This is a genomic window from Kitasatospora sp. NPDC004289 (assembly GCF_053602875.1).
On the sequence record NZ_JBSGEL010000052.1, the window covers coordinates 13,442 to 34,547 of the forward strand.

Genomic DNA, 21,106 nt, shown 5'->3' on the forward strand with positions numbered 1-21,106 from the left:
CCAGGCCCTCAGCCTGAGCTGACCGCCCCCGGAACCGCCTGCACGCGGCTCCGGGGGCGCAGCAGTCCGTCCGGCGTGACGAAGCGGTAGCCCCGCCGCCGCAGGCCGTCGACCACCAGCGGCAGCGCCGCCACCGTCTGCGAGCGGTCGCCGCCGCCGTCGTGCATCAGCACCACCGAGCCGGGCCGCACCTGCCGCAGCACCCGCTCGGCGATGACCTCCGCCCCGGGCCTGGCCCAGTCGTTGGTCTCCACGTCCCAGAGCACCGTGGTGAGCCCCAACTCGGCCACCCGCTCCATCAGTTCGGGGCTGCGCCCACCGTAGGGCGGCCGCATCAGGGTGGGCAGGCCGGCCCCGGAGGCCTCGGCCAGCGCCTCCCCGGTCGAGCCCAGCTGGTGCCGCAGCCCGGCCGGGCCGAGGTCGGGCAGGTAGGCGTGCGACCAGGTGTGGTTGCCCAGTACGTGGCCCTCGGCCACGATCCGGCGGACCAGCTCAGGGTGGGCCAGCGCGTGCAGGCCGATGCAGAAGAACGCCGCCCGGATGCCGTACCCGCCGAGCAACTCCAGTACCTGGGGCGTGTGTTCGGGGTGCGGTCCGTCGTCGAAGGTGAGCGCCACCGTGGGCTCGGCCCCCTCGCCCTCACCACCCAGGAGACAGCGACCGGCCTCGACCAAGGCCCGCTCGACCGGCCCGGAGGCGGCCTCCGCCTCGGTCATCTCCCGTTCCCGGCCGCTCATGATCCAGCTGCCCAGCCCCAGCGGCACCAGCTCGCCGAACCGCGAACTCCCCAGCCTGGCAAGCTCGTCGGCCGAGTCCCGGCCGTCCGCCAGCAACGGCGGATCGGCCCGGTAGACCGCCACCCCGGCCTCGGCGAGCAGGCCGTCCAGCAGCCCGTTGGCGCTGTCCACCACCACCGCCAGACCCTCCGGCGCCCGTGCCGCGAGCTCCGCCAGCCGGGCCACCGGACGCTCCGGCCCGCACCGCCCGTACAGCTCCTCCGGGCCCACCGGGCGGCCGGCGCCGTCCGTCAGGGCGATCCGATAGCCGTCCCGGGCCAGGCCCACACCGGCGAACCACATCCGACGCCCTCCCGGGGCTCCGCCTACCCCGGCACCCCCGGGCGATCCCGATCATAGGAGCGAGTGGCCGGATACCGCCCCTCCCGGAACATCACGATCCGGTCCAACTCACCCACCCCGCACACGAACTGACGACTCACCAACAACACCCAATTCGCTTGCGACGGCCCCCTGCCGCCGTCCTACAGTGCCGCTCATGCGCCTCGGACCGAGCGCCGCGCCCCGCGCGGTGCCGATCCGCCGCGCCCTCCCCCGGCCCGTCCCACCCCCGAGGACCCCTCATGACCCGCGACAGTCCGTTCCCTGCCCCCGAACCCGGGCCCGACCGCAGACCCCTGACCAGCGTCCTCACCGCGGTGACGGCCGGGCACCTGGGCACCGCGCTCGCCCTGGTGACGCTCCCCTGGTTCGTCCTGGTCAGCACCGGCAGCGCCGCCGCCACCGGGCTGGCCGCCTTCTGCGAACTGGTCCCGTACGTGCTCTGCAAGGGCCTCGGCGGCGGCCTGGTCGACCGGCACGGCGCCCGCGCCGTCTCCTGGACCACCGACGCCGCCAGCGCCCTCGCCGCCGGGCTGATCCCGCTCCTGCACTGGCTGTCCCTGCTCCCGCTGCCCGTGCTGCTCGTCCTGGTCGCGATGACCGGCGCGGTCCGCGGGCCCGGCGACCTGGCCAAGGACGTCCTGCTCCCCGACACGGCCGACCGCGCCGGAGTGCCGCTCGAACGGGCCACCGGCCTGCTCGGCGCCGTCCACCGCCTCGCCGACACCGCCGGCCCCGCCGTCGGCGGCCTGCTCGCCGCCCTCACCGGCCCGCTCACCGGCCTGGCGGTCAACGCGGCCTCCTTCGCCCTCGGCGCCCTGCTGGTCGCCCTGCTCCCCGCCCCCGTCGGCCGCCCCATGCCCGCCCCCACCACGCCTCCGACCGCCACACCTCTGACCACCACACCTCCGACCACCGCACCTCTGACCGCCACACCCGAACGGCCCAGCCGCGCCCAGGGGTTGGCCTTCCTCCGCACCCAGCCGCTGCTCCTGCTCCTCACCCTGCTGGTCTCCTTCACCAACCTGGTGGACGCGGCGCTCACCGGAGTGCTGCTCCCCGTCTGGGCCCGCGAGTCCGGCCACGGGCCGGCCGGCATCGGCCTGGCCGGGAGCGCCTTCGGCCTGACCGCCCTGCTCGGCAGCCTGCTGGCCGCCGCCGTCGGGCCCCGGCTCCCCCGCCGCCCGGTCCTGTTCCTCGGCCACCTCCTCGCCGGCGCCCCGCCCTTCCTGGTGCTCGCCCTGGACGCCCCGCTCCGGCTGGTGCTCGCCGTCTTCGCGCTCGGCGGCTGCGGCGCGGGCTTCATCAACCCGGTGGTCGGTGCCGTCCTGCTCGAACGGACACCCCGTCACCTGCTCGGCCGGGTCCGCGCCGTCCGCGACTCCGTCGTCTGGGCGGGCATCCCCCTCGGTGGCCTCCTCGGCGGCCTGGCCGTCACCACCGCCGGCACCACCCCCACCCTCCTCACCGCCGCCGCCCTCTCCACCCTCGCCGTCCTCCTGGCCGCCCTCCACCCCGCCTGGCCGCACCTCGACCGCACCCCCTCCGACACCCCGCCCCGTCCCCACCCCTGCACCCGACCCCCCTACCGCCCCACCCGCCCCTCCGACCGCCGCACCCTCCCGGACCTCACTCCGATCCGCTGACCCCGACTCCCCTCCGACCGCTCGACCCCACGTCGGCCGTCGGGTCCGGGGCCGGTCGGGTTACGATCCACCCGTTGCAGCGCGGACGGTCATCGGTGCACGTGGCGGTGCTCGGTACGGTGCGTGCAGGCAGCGACACGCCTGGTTCGAAGAGCACGTCGCAGAGGGGGAAGTCGCGTGGATGTCAGCGGAGTTCCGAACGCCGTTCCGGCCGAGGGTGGTCAGGGGATCGAACCGTCAGAGCTGTTCGCCCGGCACCCGGCGATGGAGGAGCTGGCCCGGCTCCTCCAGACGCTGGACGCCGAGGGCGGCGCGGCGCCCGTCGAACGGCGGATCGGCGGCCCGCTGACCGGCTTCGCCCTCGGCCGGCCACCCCGTTCGGAGTCCCTCGGCGTCTGGGAGTTCGCCCCCACCGGGGAGAGCGGCGGCCCGGAGGAGGAGAAGACCGTCGCGGACCGCCGCCGCCTCGCGGCCCGGATCGCCAAGGCCACCCCCGCCCTCCCGCTGATGCCCCGTCTCCTGACGGTCCGTCTGCTGCTGGAGCTCGTCGCCCGCGGCACCTGGCCGCCCGGCGACCGCTCCCCCTTCGCCCTGCTCTCGGCCGCCGTCGACCCCCTCGGCCTGCTCGACCCGGACACCCTCCCGGGCGAGGAGCTGGAGGCCACCGCGAGCCTGGCGGTGCTGGTGCTCTCCGTGCTCGACTTCCAGGCCGCGGACCGCTCCGAGCAGGCCCGCTACGAGCACCTGGTGGAGTCCTTCGGCACCCTCATCCTGGCCGCCTCCCCCGAGCGCATCACCGCCTACGTCTCCCCGGAGCTCGCCAAGGCCTTCGGCGTGATGGTCGACGTGGACCACGTCATGGACCTCGCCAACCACACCCTCCTCGACCCGGTCACCCGCGCCGTCGAGGCCATCGCCGAGGCGGGCGACGCCAGCGCGCAGAAGCACTCGCGCCTGCTGCTCTCCGTCCACGGCCGCTTCCCCGACCTCACCCGCGCGGCCCTGGACGCCATCGGCCGCACCGAGCTCACCGGCCCGGTCGGCGCCTGGGCCGTCGACGAGGCCAGCGGCAACTGGACCTTCGTCGCCTGGCGCAAGCCCGACCTCTTCGAGGTCACCCAGAGCGGCCGCCGCCCCGGCTGGCGCCACTTCCAGCTCCCCCCGGTCACCAACCCGGCCGGCCTGGCCCGCGGCCTCGGCCTCAAGGGCCGCCAGCCCAAGGCCTCCGGCACCCTCACCCAGCCCACCCCGGTCGGCCAGGAGCTCCTCGACGCACTCGGCCTCAGCCACCCGTTCCCGCCCTCCGAGGACGACGAGCCCACCGCCTGATCCCCGCCCCCGCCCCCGCCACGACCCTCCCCGACCTGACGATCGAACCGGCCGACCTGACAGAGCATCAGGCTAGTCTCGGCCCATGCCCCTCCTGATCACCGACGAGCAGCGCCGCTCCCGGCTCGGCCACCGCCACCTCCTGCGGGCGGCCGACCGGGCGGCCACCGTCCCCCAGGTGGCCGACGCCCTCGCCGGCCTGCACTCCACCGACGCCGCGACGGTCTACCTCTCCGTCTGCGCCCGCCTCGCGGAGCCCTCCGCCGAGGCCGTGGACCGGGCCCTCTACGAGGAGGTCTCGCTGGTCAAGCTGCTCTCCATGCGGCGCACGATCTTCGCGGTGACCGAGGAGTTCGCCCCGTACGTCAACTCCTCGACGGCCAAGGCCATCGCGGTCAAGGAGCGGGCGACCCTCCTCAAGCACCTGCGGGAGGGCGCCGAGGGCTGGGACGAGGCCCGGCTCGCCGCGACCGAGCGCGACGCCTTGGCCGCCCTCGCCGCACGCGGCCAGGCCACCACCTCCCAGCTCGCCGAGGACCTCCCGGCCCTGCGCGAGACGATCCTGATGAACCCCGGCAAGTCGTACGGCGGCCACCAGAGCATCGGCAGCCGCCTGCTGCGCCTGCTCGCCTCCGACGGGCACGTACGGCGCTGCCGCCCGCGCGGCTCCTGGCTGAGCAGCAGCTACGCCTGGGCACCGGTCCCGCAGCTGCCCGACGTCCCGGTCCGGGAGGCCAAGGCCGAGGTGGCCCGCCGCTGGCTGGCGGCCTTCGGCCCGGCCACCGAGGCCGACCTCAAGTGGTGGACGGGCTGGACCCTCGGCGACACCCGCAAGGCCCTCGCCGACCTGGCGGCCGTTCAGGTCCGGCTCGCCGACGGCACGGTGGGCCTGGTCCTCCCCGGCGACGAGGAGACCCCCGACCCCACCGGTCCCTGGGCCGCCCTGCTCCCCGGCCTCGACCCCACCACCATGGGCTGGCGCGGCCGCGACTGGTACCTCGACCCCGCGCACGTCCCCGCCCTCTACGACCGCGCCGGCAACGCCGGCCCCACCGTCTGGTGGAACGGCCGCATCATCGGCGGCTGGGCCCAACGCCCCGACGGCGAACTGGTCCACCGCCTCTTCACCGACCCCGGCACCGAGGCCCGCACCGCCATCGAGGCCGAGGCCACCCGCCTCACCTCCTGGCTCGGCCCCGTCCGCGTCACCCCGCGCTTCCGCACCCCGCTGGAGCGCGAACTGGTCAGCTGACACCACCGCCTGGGAGGATCACCCGATGCCCTCCCCCCTCCACGAGTCCTGGCTCCACGGCATCGCCGTCAACCCGGCCGCCCCCGCCGAGGTCCTGCTCCGCCTGCTCGCCGCCCCCGAGGCGGGCGAGGCACGCGTGACGCTCTGCGGCGAGGGGAACCTGCCGCCGGAGGTCTGGGAGGCCGCGCGCCACCACCCGGACTTCCGGGTCCGCCGGCACCTGGGCCGCAACCGCCGCATCCCGCCCGAGCTGCGCGGGTTGCTGGCCGACGACCCCTCCGCCATGGTCCGGGCCTGGATGGCCACCGGGCCGCGCGAGTGGGTCTGGCCCCGCACGCCCCTGCCTGAGGAGGTGGTGGTGAAGCTGATGACGGCCTCGACCGACCCGGACGACCTGGTGACCGCCGACGAGATCGCCTCGTCACTCCCCTTCTCCCGGCAGATCCCGGACTCCTACTACCGCAGCCTGCCGACCCACCCGAACCCCAAGCTGCGCATCCAGGCCACCTTCACCTGGCAGAGCCTCACCGACGACCAGCGCGAGGCCCTCCGGGCCGACCCGGACCCGGCCGTCCGGGCCTCCGCGCAGCGGGGCGACCGGGAGTACGACCCGGCCGCGACCGAGGCCGACCTCCCCGAACGGGACTGCCACGCCCGCGGCCACCTGCTGCTCAACAACGCACTCCCCCAGTCCGTGATCGACCGGTGCTTCGCCGATCGGCGCGACCTCTGGTCACTGGCCACCAACCGGCACACCCCCGCCGACGCGGTCGACCGCCTGGCCCGCGATCCCGACCGCACGGTCCGCCTCGCGGTCGCGCAGCGGAACGACGTCGGCCCCGAGGTGCTGGCCCTCCTGGCAGAGGACCCGGACGAGGAGGTTCGCGCCCACGCAGCGGTCCGCCCACTGTTCCAGGCCCGACCGCACAGCTCCCCCGGGTGGCAGCCCCCCGCCCCGGCCGGCCCCGAACTCACCGCCTGGTACCGGGCCTGCGCCACCTCACCCCACCTGCTGGCCCGTCAGGCCGTGGCCGGCTCCCCGATGCTCCCGCCGGAGCTGGTCCCGCTGCTGGCCGCCGACCCCGACCCGTCGGTCCGCCACCTGCTCGCGGAGTACCAGGAGAACGCACCCGCCGAAACCGTCCTGGAGGCGTTCGTCGCCCGGCCCGACCTGCGCGAGACCCTCCACCTGACGACCCGTCTCCCCCGCACCGGCCTGGCGCACCTCCTCGCCCACCAGGACCCCGGCGTCCGCGCCCTGGCCGCCGCCGACCCCACCCTCCCCGAGCCCCCGGTCGCCCTCCTCGACGACCCGTCCCCCGAAGTCCGCCGGGCAGCGGCCGCCAACCCCCTCCTCCCGGCCGACCTCCTGGAAACCCTCCTCCAGGACCCCGACCTCGCCCGCCCGGCAGCCGCGAACCCCTCCCTCACCGGCCCCCGCCTCCACGCCCTCCTCGACGCCGCCGGCCTCGCCCGCCCATGACCCGCCCTCAGAAGCCCCCGCCCCAGCCGAAGGTGAGCCCGTAGGCCCGCCCCATCGCGTGCCACCCCCGCCCACCGTCGTACCGCACCCAGGCCCGCGCGACGGCGAACCACACCGCGAAGACCCCGAGGACGACACCGACCGCGACGAACTTCCCGAAGCACGCCAGCAGCACCACCGCGACGACCACCAAACCCGCCCCGAGGTGAGCGTCCCCCAGCTCCAACGGCGCCTCGGCCCGCGCCACCTGCCGCGCCGCCCGCTCCTCGGCGAGCCGCCGCTCCCGCACGTCCTGCGGTTCGTCCTGGTCGAAGTACACGGCGCCTCTCGAAAACTCTGCTCGGGGATCGATCGCACACGAGGCTACCCCGCCCCGGACACCCGTCAGCGGGCCCGCCGCCGACCGAAGGTGGAACGGTACGCACGTCGGACGGCCACCGGCCACTCCTCCCCGTCGCTCCGCGCCACAGCGAGGTTGAGCACGTACACCAGCAGCATCACCGCGGCGAGCACCCACACGAATTCCAGCACGCCTCGATACGCGGAGAGGGCCATGGCCCCGGCCACCCCCACCGCCCCGACGTGCGCCCACCCGAGGTCGAGCGGCGCCGCGAGCCGCGCCGCCCTCCGCTCCTCCCTGACCGCGGCCCGCCTCTCCCGCGCCGCCACCTTCGCCGCAGCCCGCTCCTCCGCGAGCCGCCGCTCCCGCACGTCCTGCGGTTCGTCCTGGTCGAACTTCACGTGTCCCCCGATGGCTCTACAACTCACGACTCATCCGACCGCGGAGACTAACCCCCCTGACGCCCCGTCATCCGGGCGGGGCACCTCGGTCTCGCCGCCACGTGACATCCTGGCCGTCATCAACAGAGCGAGGAGGAAAACCTCACTTCATGTACAAGCCAACTGCAGCCCTGCGAACTCTTTCCGAGATCGTCATCAGCGCGAATGTGGGAGCGATTCACCTGAGGCGAGTCGGCGAACTACTGGTGGCGAGGGCCGAGCTGAGCAACCGGATTCTCTACTCAGACCGAAAAATCAATGTTCCTGATGAGTTCCTCGCTGATCTCATGTTCGGAACCACTGCCGTCGAGCAATCCTATGTGAGCGCCTGGGAGGCCTGCGAATCAGGCACCGATGAATGGCGCACGAGCGAAGGGCTTCCAGCTCTGGACAGTGCCTTGCGCCGCGCCGCCGAGTACTTTCTCGAGATCGCCGGCCAAGCATAGTCCGCCCCTGAGGTGAAGCCTCGACCTTCTGCAAGAAATCCAGCCATAGCCACGAAGGACGCTTTCAAGGGAGGGCCGTGAGACACATACTAAAAGGCATCCACGCAGTTCGATGGCATGAGCTCCAGGATGCCTGCGGGCCCGCCCGGGACGTTCCCGACCTGCTCTCACGGGCAGCCTGGGGCGATGGTCCGAGCTCTCGGGATGCAATCGATCGACTCAAGGACCATATCTGCGAACTCGGCTTCGTCGTGAGAGAGGCGACCGCTCCGACCATTCCCTTCCTGGTGGAATTGGCCGAAGCGCCACACATCCAGTGCAGGCCGGAGATTCTCGATTTGCTACTGAGCATCGCACGGGCCAATCAATGGAGCAATACAGCGGCAGCCATGCCGTCGGATCACGCCGGCGACTACGCGGAACCGTTGGACTGGGAACGTGCATGCCGCTCTGCGCTCCACGACGCCGCACCCTCCCTACAAAAGCTGGCGTCATCCCTGGAAGCCGAAGTAGCACAACCGGCCCGTGAAATTATTCAGCTCCTGAAAGAGTCCGACGATTCGCCTCGGCCGGGGTTCTCCAACCGAGCCTCCGGCAGGCCCTCCTGACGACCCGCCACCCGATCGGAGCGCTGCGGGTGCGGCGCGCCGACGGGCCGTCCTACGGTGCCGGGGTGGGGGCGGACCTACGAGAGGTGAGCAGTTCCATGGCAGCGAAGTTCGAGCTCTACACCGATGAGTCGGGTGTGCACCGGTTCCGTCTCAAGGCCAGCACGGGCGCCGTGATCATCACCAGCGAACCGTACGAGACCCAGGAACAGTGCATGAAGAGCATCGAGTCGATCCGCAAGGCCGCGCCGTACGCGAAGGTCTCCGAGGCCGGCGCGGCGGCACCGGCGTAGCCCGCCGCACCGGAGGCCGGCCCACGACGACGAGGTGGGCCGGCCTCCGGTGCGCGTGCGCGACGGTCCGTCAGTAGACGCTGACGCCGTAGGCGGCGAGCGCCTCGGTGACGGGCTGGAAGAAGGTGGTGCCGCCGCCGCTGCAGTTGCCGGAGCCGCCGGAGGTGAGGCCGTGGGCGGTGTTGCCGGAGAAGAGGGCGCCGCCGCTGTCGCCGGGCTCGGCGCAGACCGTGGTCTTGATCAGGCCGCGGACGCTGCCCTCGGCGTAGTTGACGGTGGCGTTGAGGGCGGTGACCTTGCCGCTGTGGACCTTGGTGGTGCTGCCGCTGCGGGTGACGGTGGTGTTGACCGTCGGGGTGGAGGCGGCGGTGATCCGGCGGGTGGTGCCGTTGTAGAGGTCCACGCTGGAGGGCGGCACCGAGCCGTTGGTGTACTTGACGATGGCGAAGTCGTCGCCCGGGAAGCGGGAGTTGGTGGTGTCGCCCAGCTTGGTGGTGTGCCCGGAGGTGGTGTACCAGGACGGGGCGTCGTTGCCGCAGTGACCGGCCGTCAGGAAGTAGTAGGTGGTGCCCTTGCGCACATTGAAGCCGAGCGAGCAGCGGAAGTTGCCGCCGTAGATGGCGTCGCCCCCGGCCAGCTTGATGCTCAGCGTCCCGGGTACCCGCTCGACCCGCACCGCCCCGCCGAGCTGCTCCGCCACTCCGGCGACCTGGGCCAGTCGTTCCCCGCCCACGCTGTCGTCCACCGTCAGCACCACCTGGTTGCTCACCGGATCGACCGCCCAGGCCGTCCCGGGCACGGTGGCCCGGCGGTCCAACTCGGAGGTGGCCGAGGCCAGTTCGGCACCACTACGACTCACCAGCCGGGGCAGCGCACCGGTCGCCCGCACCTGCTGCGCGGCGGCCGGGTCGGTGACGTTGACCACCAGGCGGCCGCTGTCGTCCAGGTAGGAGCCGGCCGTGCGACCCTCGCCCAGGCTCTGCTGCAGCCCCTCGGCGAGGGCGGTGACCTGGTCGCCGGTGGGGGCCGGGCGGGCGGTGGCGGTGGTGGGTGCGGCCAGAGCGGCGGTGGTGGCGAGCAGGGCGGTGGCCGCGAGCAGTGCGGCGGGGCGGCGGTTCCTCATGGGTCTCTCCGTGGGGGTTCAGGAGCCGGGGGAGGCGTTTCCTCTCCTCCACCATCCGACCGCCCCATGCACACGTCAATCCGGGCCGCCCTGCCAATCCGCCCGTCAACTCGCCATTGCCTCACGAGAGTTGACCTCCCGTCGCTACCCCAGCCGCTCTGCTCCGTCCGGGTGCAGCGTGGTCACACCGCCCCGGACCACCAGTGCCTGGCCGTCCCGCAGCGCACGGTGCGGCACACCCGTCCGGCGGTATTCCGCGGCCACCCGCCCCAGCGCCTCGCTCTCCGGATGCCCGGGGGAATCCACGTGCGGCACCACCACGTAGTCCAGCACCCCCAGCCCGTCCCACCGCACGGCCGCCCCGCCCCCGTACGCCACCGCCACATCCGCCGGGTCGTCGCACCCCTCCAGCCCCCGCAGGCTCCTCCCGAGCACCGCCGGCCCGGCGCTGTACCCGGCGTAGACCAGCTCGTCCCGCCGCACCATCCCAGCCAGCACCACGTCCGCCCCGCTGCGCGCCAGCGCCTCGCGCAGCACGAAGACGTTCCCACCCCTCACCCAAACCACCGGGTACCGCGCCAACTCCTCCGCGAGGGCGCCGGTTTCACCCCCGAACCACTCCCGCAGGTCCACCTCCACCGGCACCAGCCCCAACCCCGCCAACGCCGCGAACTCCCGCTCCACCCCGGCCCGCCGCACCTCCCCCGGCGCGGCATCCATCGCGTTCGCCACCACCCCCACCGGGCACCCGGCCCCCACCCGCCCGAGCAGCCCGACCAACTCCTCCGGGCGGTCACCGAGCCGGAACGAAGACAGATACAGTCGCATTCGCCCAGCCTAGCGACCTGTTCGGGAGCCCCCCGTGAGCACCTCGACCACCCCGATCACGGCGGGGCAGTACGACTCATGGCCCGAGGAGAAGTGCACGGGCATCGAGATCGTGGACGGGATGGCCGTCGTCAGCCCCAGCGCAGCCAAGCGCCACAACTCCCCGGGCTCCGAGACCACGGACCGCGTGGTCAAGCTCGACCGGTACGCCCGTGCGGGCATCCCCCTCTTCTGGCGCGTCGAGCAGGCGGCGACCGGCCTTCCCATCGTCTACACCTACGTCCTGGACCCCGCCGCCCGCACGTATCGCGACGGCGAGGTCTTCACCGGCACGATCCGCACCGACGCCCCCTTCCCGCTCGAAGTCGCCCTCGACTGACGGGCCGTCAGTGATCGCTTGACCTCAAGTGCACTTCACCTTGAAGGATGGTGACCACTCCCCCGGAGACACCGGGGCAGTCGAGGAGGGTTGTCGTCATGGAGCAGCCGCAGGTCACCGGGGTCGCCGTGCCGCAGCAGGACGTGGACGCGATCGTCGGCCTGGTCGCCGCCGTCGAGAAGGCCCAACAGGCCGCCGCCCCCGAGGACTTCCTCACGCACTTCCGGCCCGACGCGATCTGGACCACCGCGCACGGCAAGCTGCTGGTCGGGTTGGAGGAGATCGCCGCTTTCACCCGCGCCGTGCTGCCGCCCACCGCCACCGCCCCGGTCACCGCGAGCTACGACGTCGCCCACATCCTCTTCATCCGCCCGGACCTGGCCGCCGTGAAGGTCCGTCAGCGGCCGCTGAGCCGCGCCGACGGCCGCCACCTCGACGAGATCTTCCGCGGCCACCCGGACCCGGCCGCCCTCGCCCAGGAGCACCCCGAGGCGCGCCCCGGCAACCCGACCTACGTCCTCGCCAAGGACGACGGCGCCTGGCGTATCGCCGCCGCCCAGAACACCACCGTCCAGGACCCGGAGACCCTGGCCGCCCGCCCGTGAAGAGTCCCCGAGGTCCGGGCGAGTTGCCGTCCGGACCTCGGGGCACGGGCTCAGGCGCTCGGCTGCAGCCTGCCGATCCGGCCGAGGTGGCCGGCCAGGAGGTCCTCGTGGGCGATGGCGAAGTCACCGTTCGCCAGGCTCATGTACCCGGTGTGGGTGCCCATCACCGTGGGCGGGAGGTACTCGTGCAGCGCGGTCGGCATGTTGAAGGGGTAGCGCACGGGCGAGCCCCAGTCGTCCGGAGCCTCGTCGGTGCCGAACAGGAGCCAGTGGTCGACGGGTACGCGCGCGTCGAGGTCCGGGGCCCCACCGGTGTGACTGTCCAAGGACGGGGCCACGAGCAGGTCCGGGTCCAGGGGCTCGTACCAGAGCAGGAGCGGTTTGGCCTTCCTCGCCTCGGTGTTGTCGAAGCAGCACAGCGCGATCGTGTGGTCCGGGTAGTGGTCGGCGTAGAAGCGCAGCAGCTCGGGGTCGAGCGCGGGCCGTTTGCGCGCGGGCACCCGACCCAGGGCGGCACGGATCAGCGTCGGGTCGTCGGCGAGCACCACCGTGTAGATGTCGTGGTCGAACACCTCGACCGCCCCCCGCATCCGACTGTCCATCGGTACCGGCCCGACGCCCCGGCTGACCGGTAGCAACGCCTCCACCATGCTCTCCAGGATGGTGGAGCACCCGCCCGCCGAGAGGAAGTTCCCCTGGGTCACGGACCGCGCGGGCAGGTGGAGCAGCATGGCGTTGGGGCCCGAGGCGAGGTTGACCGCCGTGTTCTGGTAGCCCAGGACGTGGATCAGCCCGTGCAGCGGGTGGTTCCGCCGTCCGACGAAGAGGGTGGTGCCGGAGAACTCGGCCCGGGCCGAAGAGACGCACATGGGCTCAACCTAGCCGCGCCGTCCGCTCCGTAGAGGACCGATCCCGGAAAAACCTGGTGCCCCGGAAGCCTCCGACGGTCCACAATCCTCTCTGCGGGCGGGTGTAGCTCAATGCCAGAGCAGCTGACTCTTAATCAGCAGGTCGGGGGTTCAAGTCCCTCCGCCCGTTCCGCGCCCCAGGCGTCCGGCCCGAGGCGTCAGTCGCCCTGGGACCAGGCGGCCCGGGGCAGCGAGAGGTAGATCCCGAAGTCGTCGAGCCCGGTGGCGGCGGTGACGGCCTCGTGGAGCGTGTCGACCCGTTCCTGGCGGTCGGCGTCCCGGCTCGGGAACCACTTCGACCTGATCTCGATCACCACGGGCAGACCGCCACGGTCCAGCGGACCGAACGCGCGGAAGCGGACGTCCACGTCCCCGGGCTGGAGGTCACCGTCGTACGGCTCCTCCGGGCACTCCACGGCCAAGGACACCAAGTGCGGCAGCACTGCGGCCAGTTCGCGCAGCTGGGACTCCGGGACGGTGGGGGCGTGGGTCACGTCGACGATCGGCATGCCCGCACCCTAACCCGCTGACCCGCCACGCTCTCGCTCCCGGCCCGCTGCCCGCCCGCTTTCGGGTTCCCTGCCTCCTGCCCCCGGTGGAACCGGCCGGTCAGTTCGTGCCAGCGGTACGAGCCGGCCAGGGCTTCCTGCAGGGCCTCGACGAAGGCCACCGCGTCCGGCGGCACGGCCGCCGCCGCCCGGGCCAGGGTGTTCACCCGCGCGGTCAGCAGCGCGTCGACGAGGTCCTCGGCGCCGCGCAGGGGCATCCCGAGGGCCTTGCGGGTGACCTCGACGCCGTTGTTGCCGACGGCGCCTTCCTCGATCTCCCGCTCGTAGGAGACCAGGTCGTTGTGCAGGCTGACGGCGTCCACGAACGCGTCCAGGGCGGAGCGCAGTTCACGGTCGCGCAGCAGTTCCGGCCGGAGCTCGCCGCCCGCGTGCTCCATCAGCAGGGCGGTGAACTGCAGGCCGCCGAAATCGCGGCGGGCGCCGAGGTACTCGACCAGGTCGTCGACCGCGTGGTCGACGTGCTCCAGCTCCCACAGCACGCCCTCCAGGAAGCGCCGCACGCTCCCGACGAAACGCTCGCGCCAGAACGGGCTCGCGGCCGCGGCGGTCTCGGGCCAGAGCTCGGCGAAGGCCAGCTCCACCGGGTTGGCCGGGACGGGCAGGTGCGGCGAACCGTCGAGCGGCAGGAAGCGCATCAGCCGCTCGGCCCGGACCTCGGCCGGCACCCGGTCGTGGTCGCGTCTCGAGAGCGGGAGGAAGAGGTCGTCGACGAACCAGAGCGCGACGTGCCAGGCGGTGACCAGGTCCAGCTCGCGGGGGTCGGCGTCCGGGTGGGTCAGGGCGATGAACAGCGGGAAGTCGGCCCGCCGGAAGGTCTCCTCGCTCCACCGCCGGGGCCACGCCAGGTACTCCTGGTCGAACATGCCCATCCGCCGCGCCCACTCCAGAGCACGTGAACGGGCCTGGTCGACGCTCGGGTTGAGGCGGGAGCGGAACGGCATGTGGAACGTCGGCCGCGCGAGGATTTCCATGATCGGCAGCCTCCCGTACCGCCGCACTCCGTGGTCGACTTCGATCGAAGATCGGCCAGAAGTTGGCCTGAACACATCACAGAAGAGCCCGCACAGAGCACCTCAGGCCGCCGCAGCGGCTCCGAACGAGGCCCGGGCCCGCTCGATGAACTCCCCCACCCCCGGCTCCCGTCGCCACGGCCCCAGCGCCGCACCGAAGTCCCGGACGTAGTCGACCGCGCGGGCGGAGCGGACCCCGGCGAGGACGTCCAGCGCCTGGTGACCAACCGTCAGGCCCCGCTCCAGCTCACGTGATTGGAGGTGCGCGGTGGCGACGACCGTCAGGTTCAGGCCCACGGAGCGGGTGAAGGCGCCGGTGGGGATCGCTGCCGTGCGGTCGTTCCAGCCCAGAGCGGCGGCGGGGTTGCGGAGGTCGCGGAAGACCTCGACCGCGTCGGCGGCGAGCCGGGAGGGGCCGTAGAAGTCGATCCAGGACGGTTCGCCCGCACCGCCGCCCGCGCGGGACTGGTCGAGCAGCCGCTCGGAGGCCGCGAGCGCGGCGGAGGCGGCCCGGGCGTCCCCCTCCCGTGCGTGGGCCCGGGCCTCGATCAGCTTGGTGAAGGCCAGCACCCGCGGGGCCGAGCGGCCCTTGGCCCGTTCGAAGGCGCCCTGGGTCATGTCCACCGCCTCGCCCGCGAAGCCGCGCAGCAGGGTCTGCATCGCCATGGTGGTGAGCACGTAGCAGCCCAACTGGACGTCGCCGCCCGCCCGGGCGAGCCGCAGGGCCTGGATGAAGTGCCGCTGTGCGGCGTCGTGTTGGCCGGTGTCGAAGGCCGTCCAGCCGGCCAGCCGGGAGAGTTCGGCGGTGACGGAGAACAGCCGGCGGCCGACCCGGTCGTCGAAGGAGCCGTTCAACAGCGGGACGGCTCGCTCCCGCAGGCAGGCGGTCACGGAGCCGGCGCGCCAACTCCCGCCGCCGTACTTGGAGTCCCAGCGCCGCGCCTCCTCGGCGGCCTCGCCCAGCTCGGCGAGGTCGGCGGCACCGACCCGGCCCCGCGCCGTGTTCCGGCCCCGGTGGGCGGCGTCCTCGTCGGCGGGGTTGACCAGCCAGCGCGTCACGGGGGTGGCGAAGGAGGAGACCGCGAAGCCGGTGCCGGTGAGGAAGTCGCGCCGGTTGACCGAGCTCCAGAAGGCGGTGGCCACCCGGACGGCCTCGGCGGGGTCGCGCGGGAAGTCCAGTCCCGCCGCCGCGTCCGGCTCCGGCCCGGCCTCCGCCATCCCGATCTCGGCCAACGCGACCGGCCTGCCGAGCCGTTCACCGATCGCCCGGGCCAGCAGCGCCGGGACGGGCCACTCCGGCACCATGCCCCGACGGCACCAGTTGGCGACCGAGGTGTGGGTGTACCGGGTGGTCAGCCCGGCCCCGGCCGCCAACTGGTTGACCCGGTGGGCGAGCGCCTTGCGGCTGGCCCCGTCGCAGGCCTCGATCATCCGGGCCAGCGCCTCGTTCGGCGGCTTGGCCCTGCGCGCGGTCGTTCCCACGGTCGGTGCCTCCTTGCTCCGCCCCCGCCACACCCGGCACGGGGGTTGGTACGTCCGGCGGCTGATGCCGGATCACCGAGGTTAGGACCTCCGCGGGCCCGGTGAGGTTCCCGCGCACCGTGCGAGCCCCCGCGTGAGCCCCCTGCCGATCCGGCGGGTCCGGCCCGGTACGAGTGGCACCGTCCGCCACCACCAGGCGCACGCGGCGGGCCGCGAGCCGTGAGCCTCCCTGCGAGCCCTCCCCCGCCCCGCGCCCTCCGGGTTGGCTGAGGAGCGTCCGAGCCCCGACGGAAGGATCCACCCCGTGAAGCTCACCGTGATCGGCTGCGGCCACCTCGGCGCCACCCACGCCGCCGCGATGGCCGAACTCGGCCACCAAGTCCTCGGCCTGGACCTCGACCCCGACAAGGTCGCGGCCCTGAACTCCGGCCGCGCCCCGTTCCACGAGCCCGGCCTCGACGAGCTGCTGGCCCGTCACACCGCCTCCGGGCGGCTGCGGTTCACCACCGACCGGGACGAGGCCGCGGCCTTCGCCGAGCTGCACTTCCTCGGCGTCGGCACCCCGCTCGGCCCGGACGGCGCCTACGACCTCGCCGCGCTGCGCGCCGCCGTCCGCGGCCTCGCCGCCCGGCTGACCGGACCGGCGGTGGTCGTCGGCAAGTCCACCGTCCCGGTCGGCACAGCCGCCGAGCTGCTCGCCCTGCTCCAGGACGTCCCGCACCACGTCGAGTTGTGCTGGAACCCGGAGTTCCTCCGCGAGTCCCGGGCCGTCCAGGACACCCTGCGGCCCGACCGGCTGGTGCTCGGCTTCGCGGACCGCAGCGGGGGCACCGGACAAGGCCGCCGTGCCGAGGCGTTGGTGCGCGAGGCGTACGAGGCGGTCATCGCGGCCGGGACCCCGGTGGTGGTCACCGACCTGGCCACGGCCGAGCTCGCCAAGTCGGCGGCGAACGCCTTCCTGGCCACCAAGATCTCCTTCGTCAACGCGATGGCCGAGGTCTGCGAGGCGGCGGGCGCGGACGTGGAGGTGCTGACCGAGGCACTCGGGTACGACGTGCGGATCGGGCGGCGCGGCATGCGGGCCGGGCTGGGCTTCGGGGGCGGCTGCCTGCCCAAGGACCTGCTCGGCTTCGGCCACCGGGCCGCCGAACTGGGCGCCGACTCGGCGGTTTCGCTCCTGCGGGAGGTGGGCGCGGTGAACGCCCGCCGCCGCGAACGGACGGTGGCACTGGCCCGCGAGCTGCTGGACGGCACCCTCGCCGACCGCCGGATCACCGTCTGGGGCGCCGCCTTCAAACCCGGCACCGACGACATCCGCGACTCCCCCGCCCTCGCCGTCGCCGACGCCCTCCACCGTGCGGGCGCCACCGTCACCGTCTCCGACCCCCGCGCCCTCGACAACGCCCGCAAGGCCCTCCCCCACCTCGGCTACCTCGACGACCCCACCGAGGCCCTCACCGGCGCCGACCTCCTCCTCCACCTCACCGAGTGGCCCGACTACACCCACCTCGACCCGGCCGCCCTCGCCCCGCTGTTGGCCGCCCCCCGCGTCCTCGACGCCCGCCACACCCTCGACCCCGCCACCTGGCGCACCGCCGGCTGGACGTACCGCGCCCTCGGCCGCCCGTAGGGCCGGCCCCGCCCGCGGGAGCGGTCGTCGGAGGTGGCCGCAGACGGCGGCACCTGGCGTCCCGTCAGCAGTGGCAGGAGACGTCCAGCACCACGGACTCCGGGTCGAGGGCGTCCAGGTAGGCGTTGGCGTCCCGCAGGTAGCCGTCCTCGCGCATGTCGGTCCACCTCCCGTCGAGCCGCAGCAGCGCGTAGCCGGGCACCGCGTTGGCGCGGGCCAGGGCGAGGTTCCCGGCCCGGTCCTCGGTGAACCGGAACGGCCAGTCGGCCGGCTCCTCGCCACCGGCCACCCACGCGTCGTGCCGCTCCCCGGCGAGGCGCTCGTGCGCGGCGCGCAGCGCCTCGAAGTCCAGCAGTCCGCGCGGGCCGCCGTCGCAGCGGTTCGGCAGGCCGGCGAGGAGGTCGCGGTGCCGGGGCACCTCGCCGTACTCGTACCGGGCCAGCCGGGGATCGCCGGCGGCGTCCGGCCGGTGGAGCAGGCGCGGGCCCCCGATGCGCAGACCGCGGGCGTCCCATTCGCCCCGCGGGTTGCGGGTGGAGAGGTGGTACCCGCGCCCGGCCTCGTCGACGTAGAGGTAGCCGTCGTCCCCGGGAACCACCCCCGTCCAGGAGTTCATCACCTCCGCGACCTCACTCCACCCGAGGTCCGCCCGGTCCGGCAGGACGCCGCGCTCCTTGTTCACCCGCACCCAGTAGACGCTGTTCGGATCCGCCGCCTCGTGGTCCCGGTACTCGGGCACCTCGAGCTCGCTGTAGTAGGGCGCCAGGGCCGCGACGACCGCCTCGTCGTAGCGCTCGGGTGGCATCGTCGGTAAGACGACCAGCATGTCGTACTTCGACACCAGACATTCCTCTTCGTTCATCGAGCAGCTGAGCAGCTGCGGAACCGCATCCTGTCGCAGGGCGGCGCCCCGCCGCATCCGGGTTCCGGCTGGTGCCGTTCCTGCCGTCACGTACCGCCCCGACACCCTGGCATTTCGGTGGCCCCGGAGTTGACAGGGTGTCGGGGCACACGGGGTGGCGGCAGGGGGTAGCCTCCCGGGACTACGTCGAGGCAAGGCAGGTCGCAGCGGTGAGCACCGTGAGTTCCGCAACCAACGGTCCCGTGGTCAACGGGGGTGTGTCGTTCTGGTACTCGGCCCTCGGGCTGCCGGAGCAGCGGCCGCCGCTCGACGGCGACCGGACGGCGGACGTGTGCGTCGTGGGCGGCGGGTACACCGGACTCTGGACGGCGTACTACCTGAAGAAGGCCGAGCCGACCCTGCGGATCGTGGTGCTGGAGCAGCGGTTCTGCGGCTACGGCGCCTCGGGGCGCAACGGCGGCTGGCTGTACAACGGCTTCGCCGGCCGCGGCGCCTTCGCCCGCCGCTACGGCAAGCCGCGCGCGCGGGCGATGCAGCGGGCGATGGACCAGGCGGTCGACGAGGTGGTGGCGGTGGCCGCCGCCGAGGGCATCGAGGCGGACATCGTCCGCGGCGGCGTACTCGAAGTCGCCCGCACCCCGGCCCAGTTGGAGCGACTGGCGGCCTTCGCCGAGGAGGAGCACGGCTACGGCGAGACCGACCTCCAGGTGCTGACGGCCGGTGAGGCGGCCGCCCGGATCGGGGTGGAGGGGGTCCTCGGCGGGACCTGGACGCCGCACGGCGCCCGCATCCAGCCCGCCAGGCTGGCCCGGGGACTGGCCGCCGTCGTGACCGGCCTCGGGGTGGAGGTGTACGAGGGCACGACGGTGACCGCGATCCACCCGGCGCGCGGGACGGCCTCCGCGAGCGCCGAGACCCCGTACGGCACCGTCCGGGCGACCCACGTGCTGCGCGCGACCGAGGGGTTCACCGCCGGCCTGCGCGGCGAGCGCCGCACCTGGCTGCCGATGAACTCCGCGATGATCGCCACCGAGCCGCTGCCGCCGGAGTTCTGGGCGGAGACCGGCTGGGAGGGGCGCGAGGTGCTGGGCGACTTCGCGCACGCCTACATGTACGCGCAGCGGACCGCCGACGACCGGATCGCGCTGGGCGGGCGCGGCGTGCCGTACCGGTTCGGTTCGCGGACCGACAGCGACGGGAGCACCCAGCAGGAGACGGTGCGTCAGCTCCGCGAGGTGCTGGACCGCTTCTTCCCGGCCGCCGCCGGGGCCCGGATCGACCACGCCTGGGCGGGAGTGCTGGGCGTGCCCCGGGACTGGTGCTCCACGGTCGAGCTCGACCGCCGCAGCGGCCTCGGCTGGGCGGGCGGCTACGTCGGCTCGGGCGTGACCACCACCAACCTGGCCGGTCGCACCCTGCGCGACCTCGTGCTCGGCGAGCACACCGAGCTGACCTCGCTCCCCTGGGTCGGCCACTCCGTCCGCCGCTGGGAGCCGGAGCCCCTCCGCTGGCTGGGCGTGCACGGCATGTACGCCGCCTACCACGCCGCCGACCGCCAGGAGGCGGACGGCCGCACCACCACCTCTCCCATCGCCCGCGTCGCCGACCGGATCGCCGGGCGCTGACCGGATCGCCGGGCACTGACCCTCCGTCAGGCGCGCTGGCCCTCCTGACCTTCCGTCAAGTGCCTGTCCGGGGACCCGCTTCGGATCGTCCACGACCCGCCGCCTAGGCTGCGGAACGGAAGCAGGGACGACACCCCGAGGAGAGCACCCGATGGATCCGCGCCCGGCCACCCCCGCCGACATCCCCGAGCTGGTACGCCTGCGCGCCGTCGCCCTGGAGGGCCTCGGCGTGGACCCGGGCCCCGCCGACGCGCCGTGGCGGGCCTCGGCGCGCGACTGGTTCGCCGAGCGGCTGACCGGGCGGGACGACCTGCGCTGCCTGGTGGTGGGCGGGGACCCCGGGGAACGGCTGGCCGCGACGGGCCTGGCCTGGGTGACCTACCACCTGCCCTCCCCGCCCCGCCCGGACGGGCGCCGGGGCTACGTCGACGGAATGGTCACCGACGTCACCGCCCGGGGCCACGGCCACGCCCGCCGGATCGTCGACGCGCTGACCGCCTGGCTCGGCTCGCTCGGGGTGCACTACGTGCAGCTGCACGCCAGCGAGGCCGGCGCACCGGTCTACCGGGCGGCCGGGTTCGTGGACGGCGCCTACCCGGGCATGGACCTCACCCTCACCCCCTGACGCGCGGGTCGCACCCGTCACCGCTTCACCGGCCTCCGGCCCGGGTACGTGACCGGGAGGGGGCGGGGCATGACAATGGCCCCCTGTACGAGCGAGAGCCGGGGCGTGAGCGAGTGCCGGGAGGTCGGATGACCGAGTCGATCGCCGAGGCCCTGACGGGCCGTCGGGTGGAGCGGGTGCGCGGCGGCGGCCAGGTCAGACTCGACCTCGACGACGGGCTGACGGTGCTGGTGGACAGCGACTTCCGGCTGCGCACCCCCGGCGGGGTGGAGCACTTCTACCCGCACCTGGGCGCCGACGTGGCGGGCGGCCTCGCCGAGCTGGCCGGGGCCCGGGTCACCGACACCACCGTCACCCCGGCCGGGGGTCTGGAGCTGGCCTTCGACTGCGGGCGCAGGCTCTCGGTGCCCGCCGACACCGTGCACCGCCCGTGGCAGGTGTCCGGCCCCGCCGGACCGTTGTTCACCGCCGAGCCGGGCGGGTACCTTACGGGCTGAGGACGCTG

22 protein-coding genes and 1 tRNA gene are annotated in these 21,106 nt (G+C 73.8%); 13 read left to right on the forward strand and 10 right to left on the reverse strand.

Features of this window, described 5'->3' with window-relative positions:
- Positions 1–8: 8 nt before the first annotated feature.
- Positions 9–1,079 (reverse strand): polysaccharide deacetylase family protein, encoded by a 1,071-nt coding sequence (locus ACWEPF_RS28730; protein ID WP_452174825.1) that lies wholly within the window; start codon positions 1,077–1,079, stop codon positions 9–11.
- A 281-nt stretch (positions 1,080–1,360) separates the two neighbouring features.
- On the opposite strand from ACWEPF_RS28730, the gene ACWEPF_RS28735 reads away from it, so the two are divergent.
- The 4 genes from ACWEPF_RS28735 to ACWEPF_RS28750 all read left to right on the forward strand — a co-directional run bounded on the left by ACWEPF_RS28735 (position 1,361) and on the right by ACWEPF_RS28750 (position 6,828).
- Positions 1,361–2,764, forward strand: coding sequence for an MFS transporter (locus ACWEPF_RS28735; protein ID WP_452174826.1), 1,404 nt, complete (start codon positions 1,361–1,363; stop codon positions 2,762–2,764).
- Positions 2,765–2,941: 177 nt separating this feature from the next.
- Positions 2,942–4,093, forward strand: a complete 1,152-nt coding sequence (locus ACWEPF_RS28740; protein WP_452174827.1) for a hypothetical protein — start codon at positions 2,942–2,944, stop codon at positions 4,091–4,093.
- Between the two features lie 85 nt (positions 4,094–4,178).
- Positions 4,179–5,345, forward strand: coding sequence for a winged helix DNA-binding domain-containing protein (locus ACWEPF_RS28745; protein WP_452174828.1), 1,167 nt, complete (start codon positions 4,179–4,181; stop codon positions 5,343–5,345).
- Positions 5,346–5,370: 25 nt separating this feature from the next.
- The gene (locus ACWEPF_RS28750) at positions 5,371–6,828 is read left to right on the forward strand and encodes a hypothetical protein (protein ID WP_452174829.1); all 1,458 of its coding nucleotides are present in this window, start codon (positions 5,371–5,373) and stop codon (positions 6,826–6,828) included.
- A 7-nt stretch (positions 6,829–6,835) separates the two neighbouring features.
- Here the strand turns inward: ACWEPF_RS28750 and ACWEPF_RS28755 are convergent, their stop codons facing one another.
- Entirely contained in the window at positions 6,836–7,147 is a 312-nt protein-coding gene (locus ACWEPF_RS28755) for a hypothetical protein (protein WP_452174830.1), read from the reverse strand.
- A gap of 65 nt (positions 7,148–7,212) precedes the next feature.
- Complete coding sequence (locus ACWEPF_RS28760; protein WP_452174831.1) at positions 7,213–7,569, reverse strand: hypothetical protein; 357 nt, start codon at positions 7,567–7,569, stop codon at positions 7,213–7,215.
- Between the two features lie 149 nt (positions 7,570–7,718).
- Between ACWEPF_RS28760 and ACWEPF_RS28765 the strand changes: the two genes are divergently transcribed.
- A complete protein-coding gene (locus ACWEPF_RS28765; RefSeq protein WP_452174832.1) occupies positions 7,719–8,054 on the forward strand; it encodes a hypothetical protein in 336 nt (111 codons plus the stop codon).
- 706 nt (positions 8,055–8,760) lie between these two features.
- On the forward strand, positions 8,761–8,955 hold the full coding sequence (locus tag ACWEPF_RS28770; protein WP_345281106.1) for a YegP family protein: 195 nt from the start codon (positions 8,761–8,763) through the stop codon (positions 8,953–8,955).
- A 70-nt stretch (positions 8,956–9,025) separates the two neighbouring features.
- Here ACWEPF_RS28770 and ACWEPF_RS28775 read toward each other — a convergent pair whose 3' ends face one another.
- Together ACWEPF_RS28775 and ACWEPF_RS28780 are read right to left on the reverse strand one after the other, a co-directional pair.
- Positions 9,026–10,078 carry a S1 family peptidase gene (locus tag ACWEPF_RS28775; protein ID WP_452174833.1) on the reverse strand — a complete coding sequence of 351 codons (1,053 nt, stop codon included), beginning with the start codon at positions 10,076–10,078 and terminating at the stop codon, positions 9,026–9,028.
- A 144-nt stretch (positions 10,079–10,222) separates the two neighbouring features.
- The gene (locus tag ACWEPF_RS28780) at positions 10,223–10,906 is read right to left on the reverse strand and encodes a Type 1 glutamine amidotransferase-like domain-containing protein (RefSeq protein WP_452174834.1); all 684 of its coding nucleotides are present in this window, start codon (positions 10,904–10,906) and stop codon (positions 10,223–10,225) included.
- 34 nt (positions 10,907–10,940) lie between these two features.
- On the opposite strand from ACWEPF_RS28780, the gene ACWEPF_RS28785 reads away from it, so the two are divergent.
- Positions 10,941–11,285, forward strand: coding sequence for a hypothetical protein (locus ACWEPF_RS28785; protein WP_452174835.1), 345 nt, complete (start codon positions 10,941–10,943; stop codon positions 11,283–11,285).
- 98 nt (positions 11,286–11,383) lie between these two features.
- Positions 11,384–11,890, forward strand: a complete 507-nt coding sequence (locus tag ACWEPF_RS28790) for an SgcJ/EcaC family oxidoreductase (RefSeq protein WP_452174836.1) — start codon at positions 11,384–11,386, stop codon at positions 11,888–11,890.
- 50 nt (positions 11,891–11,940) lie between these two features.
- On the opposite strand, the gene ACWEPF_RS28795 is transcribed toward ACWEPF_RS28790, so the two are convergent.
- Complete coding sequence (locus ACWEPF_RS28795) at positions 11,941–12,759, reverse strand: hypothetical protein (RefSeq protein WP_452174837.1); 819 nt, start codon at positions 12,757–12,759, stop codon at positions 11,941–11,943.
- A gap of 97 nt (positions 12,760–12,856) precedes the next feature.
- Between ACWEPF_RS28795 and ACWEPF_RS28800 the strand changes: the two genes are divergently transcribed.
- Positions 12,857–12,928: transfer RNA gene (locus ACWEPF_RS28800), tRNA-Lys, on the forward strand.
- 28 nt (positions 12,929–12,956) lie between these two features.
- Here the strand turns inward: ACWEPF_RS28800 and ACWEPF_RS28805 are convergent.
- From ACWEPF_RS28805 to ACWEPF_RS28815, 3 genes are all read right to left on the reverse strand, one after another.
- Positions 12,957–13,307: a hypothetical protein gene (locus tag ACWEPF_RS28805; RefSeq protein ID WP_452174838.1), complete on the reverse strand. Its 351-nt coding sequence runs from the start codon at positions 13,305–13,307 to the stop codon at positions 12,957–12,959.
- The gene (locus ACWEPF_RS28810) at positions 13,289–14,338 is read right to left on the reverse strand and encodes a terpene synthase family protein (protein ID WP_452174839.1); all 1,050 of its coding nucleotides are present in this window, start codon (positions 14,336–14,338) and stop codon (positions 13,289–13,291) included. The genes ACWEPF_RS28805 and ACWEPF_RS28810 overlap by 19 nt, the downstream gene beginning before the upstream one ends.
- Before the next feature lie 102 nt (positions 14,339–14,440).
- Complete coding sequence (locus ACWEPF_RS28815; protein WP_452174840.1) at positions 14,441–15,859, reverse strand: sporulation protein; 1,419 nt, start codon at positions 15,857–15,859, stop codon at positions 14,441–14,443.
- A gap of 304 nt (positions 15,860–16,163) precedes the next feature.
- On the opposite strand from ACWEPF_RS28815, the gene ACWEPF_RS28820 reads away from it, so the two are divergent.
- Complete coding sequence (locus ACWEPF_RS28820) at positions 16,164–17,489, forward strand: UDP-glucose dehydrogenase family protein (RefSeq protein ID WP_452174841.1); 1,326 nt, start codon at positions 16,164–16,166, stop codon at positions 17,487–17,489.
- A 64-nt stretch (positions 17,490–17,553) separates the two neighbouring features.
- Here the strand turns inward: ACWEPF_RS28820 and ACWEPF_RS28825 are convergent, their stop codons facing one another.
- Positions 17,554–18,330 carry a hypothetical protein gene (locus ACWEPF_RS28825; RefSeq protein ID WP_452174842.1) on the reverse strand — a complete coding sequence of 259 codons (777 nt, stop codon included), beginning with the start codon at positions 18,328–18,330 and terminating at the stop codon, positions 17,554–17,556.
- A 239-nt stretch (positions 18,331–18,569) separates the two neighbouring features.
- Here ACWEPF_RS28825 and ACWEPF_RS28830 point away from each other — a divergent pair, with 239 nt between their 5' ends.
- From ACWEPF_RS28830 to ACWEPF_RS28840, 3 genes are all read left to right on the forward strand, one after another.
- A complete protein-coding gene (locus tag ACWEPF_RS28830; RefSeq protein ID WP_452174843.1) occupies positions 18,570–19,976 on the forward strand; it encodes an NAD(P)/FAD-dependent oxidoreductase in 1,407 nt (468 codons plus the stop codon).
- 151 nt (positions 19,977–20,127) lie between these two features.
- Positions 20,128–20,601, forward strand: coding sequence for an N-acetyltransferase family protein (locus ACWEPF_RS28835; RefSeq protein WP_452174844.1), 474 nt, complete (start codon positions 20,128–20,130; stop codon positions 20,599–20,601).
- Between the two features lie 128 nt (positions 20,602–20,729).
- Complete coding sequence (locus ACWEPF_RS28840; protein ID WP_345281085.1) at positions 20,730–21,098, forward strand: DUF6188 family protein; 369 nt, start codon at positions 20,730–20,732, stop codon at positions 21,096–21,098.
- Positions 21,099–21,106: the final 8 nt, after the last annotated feature.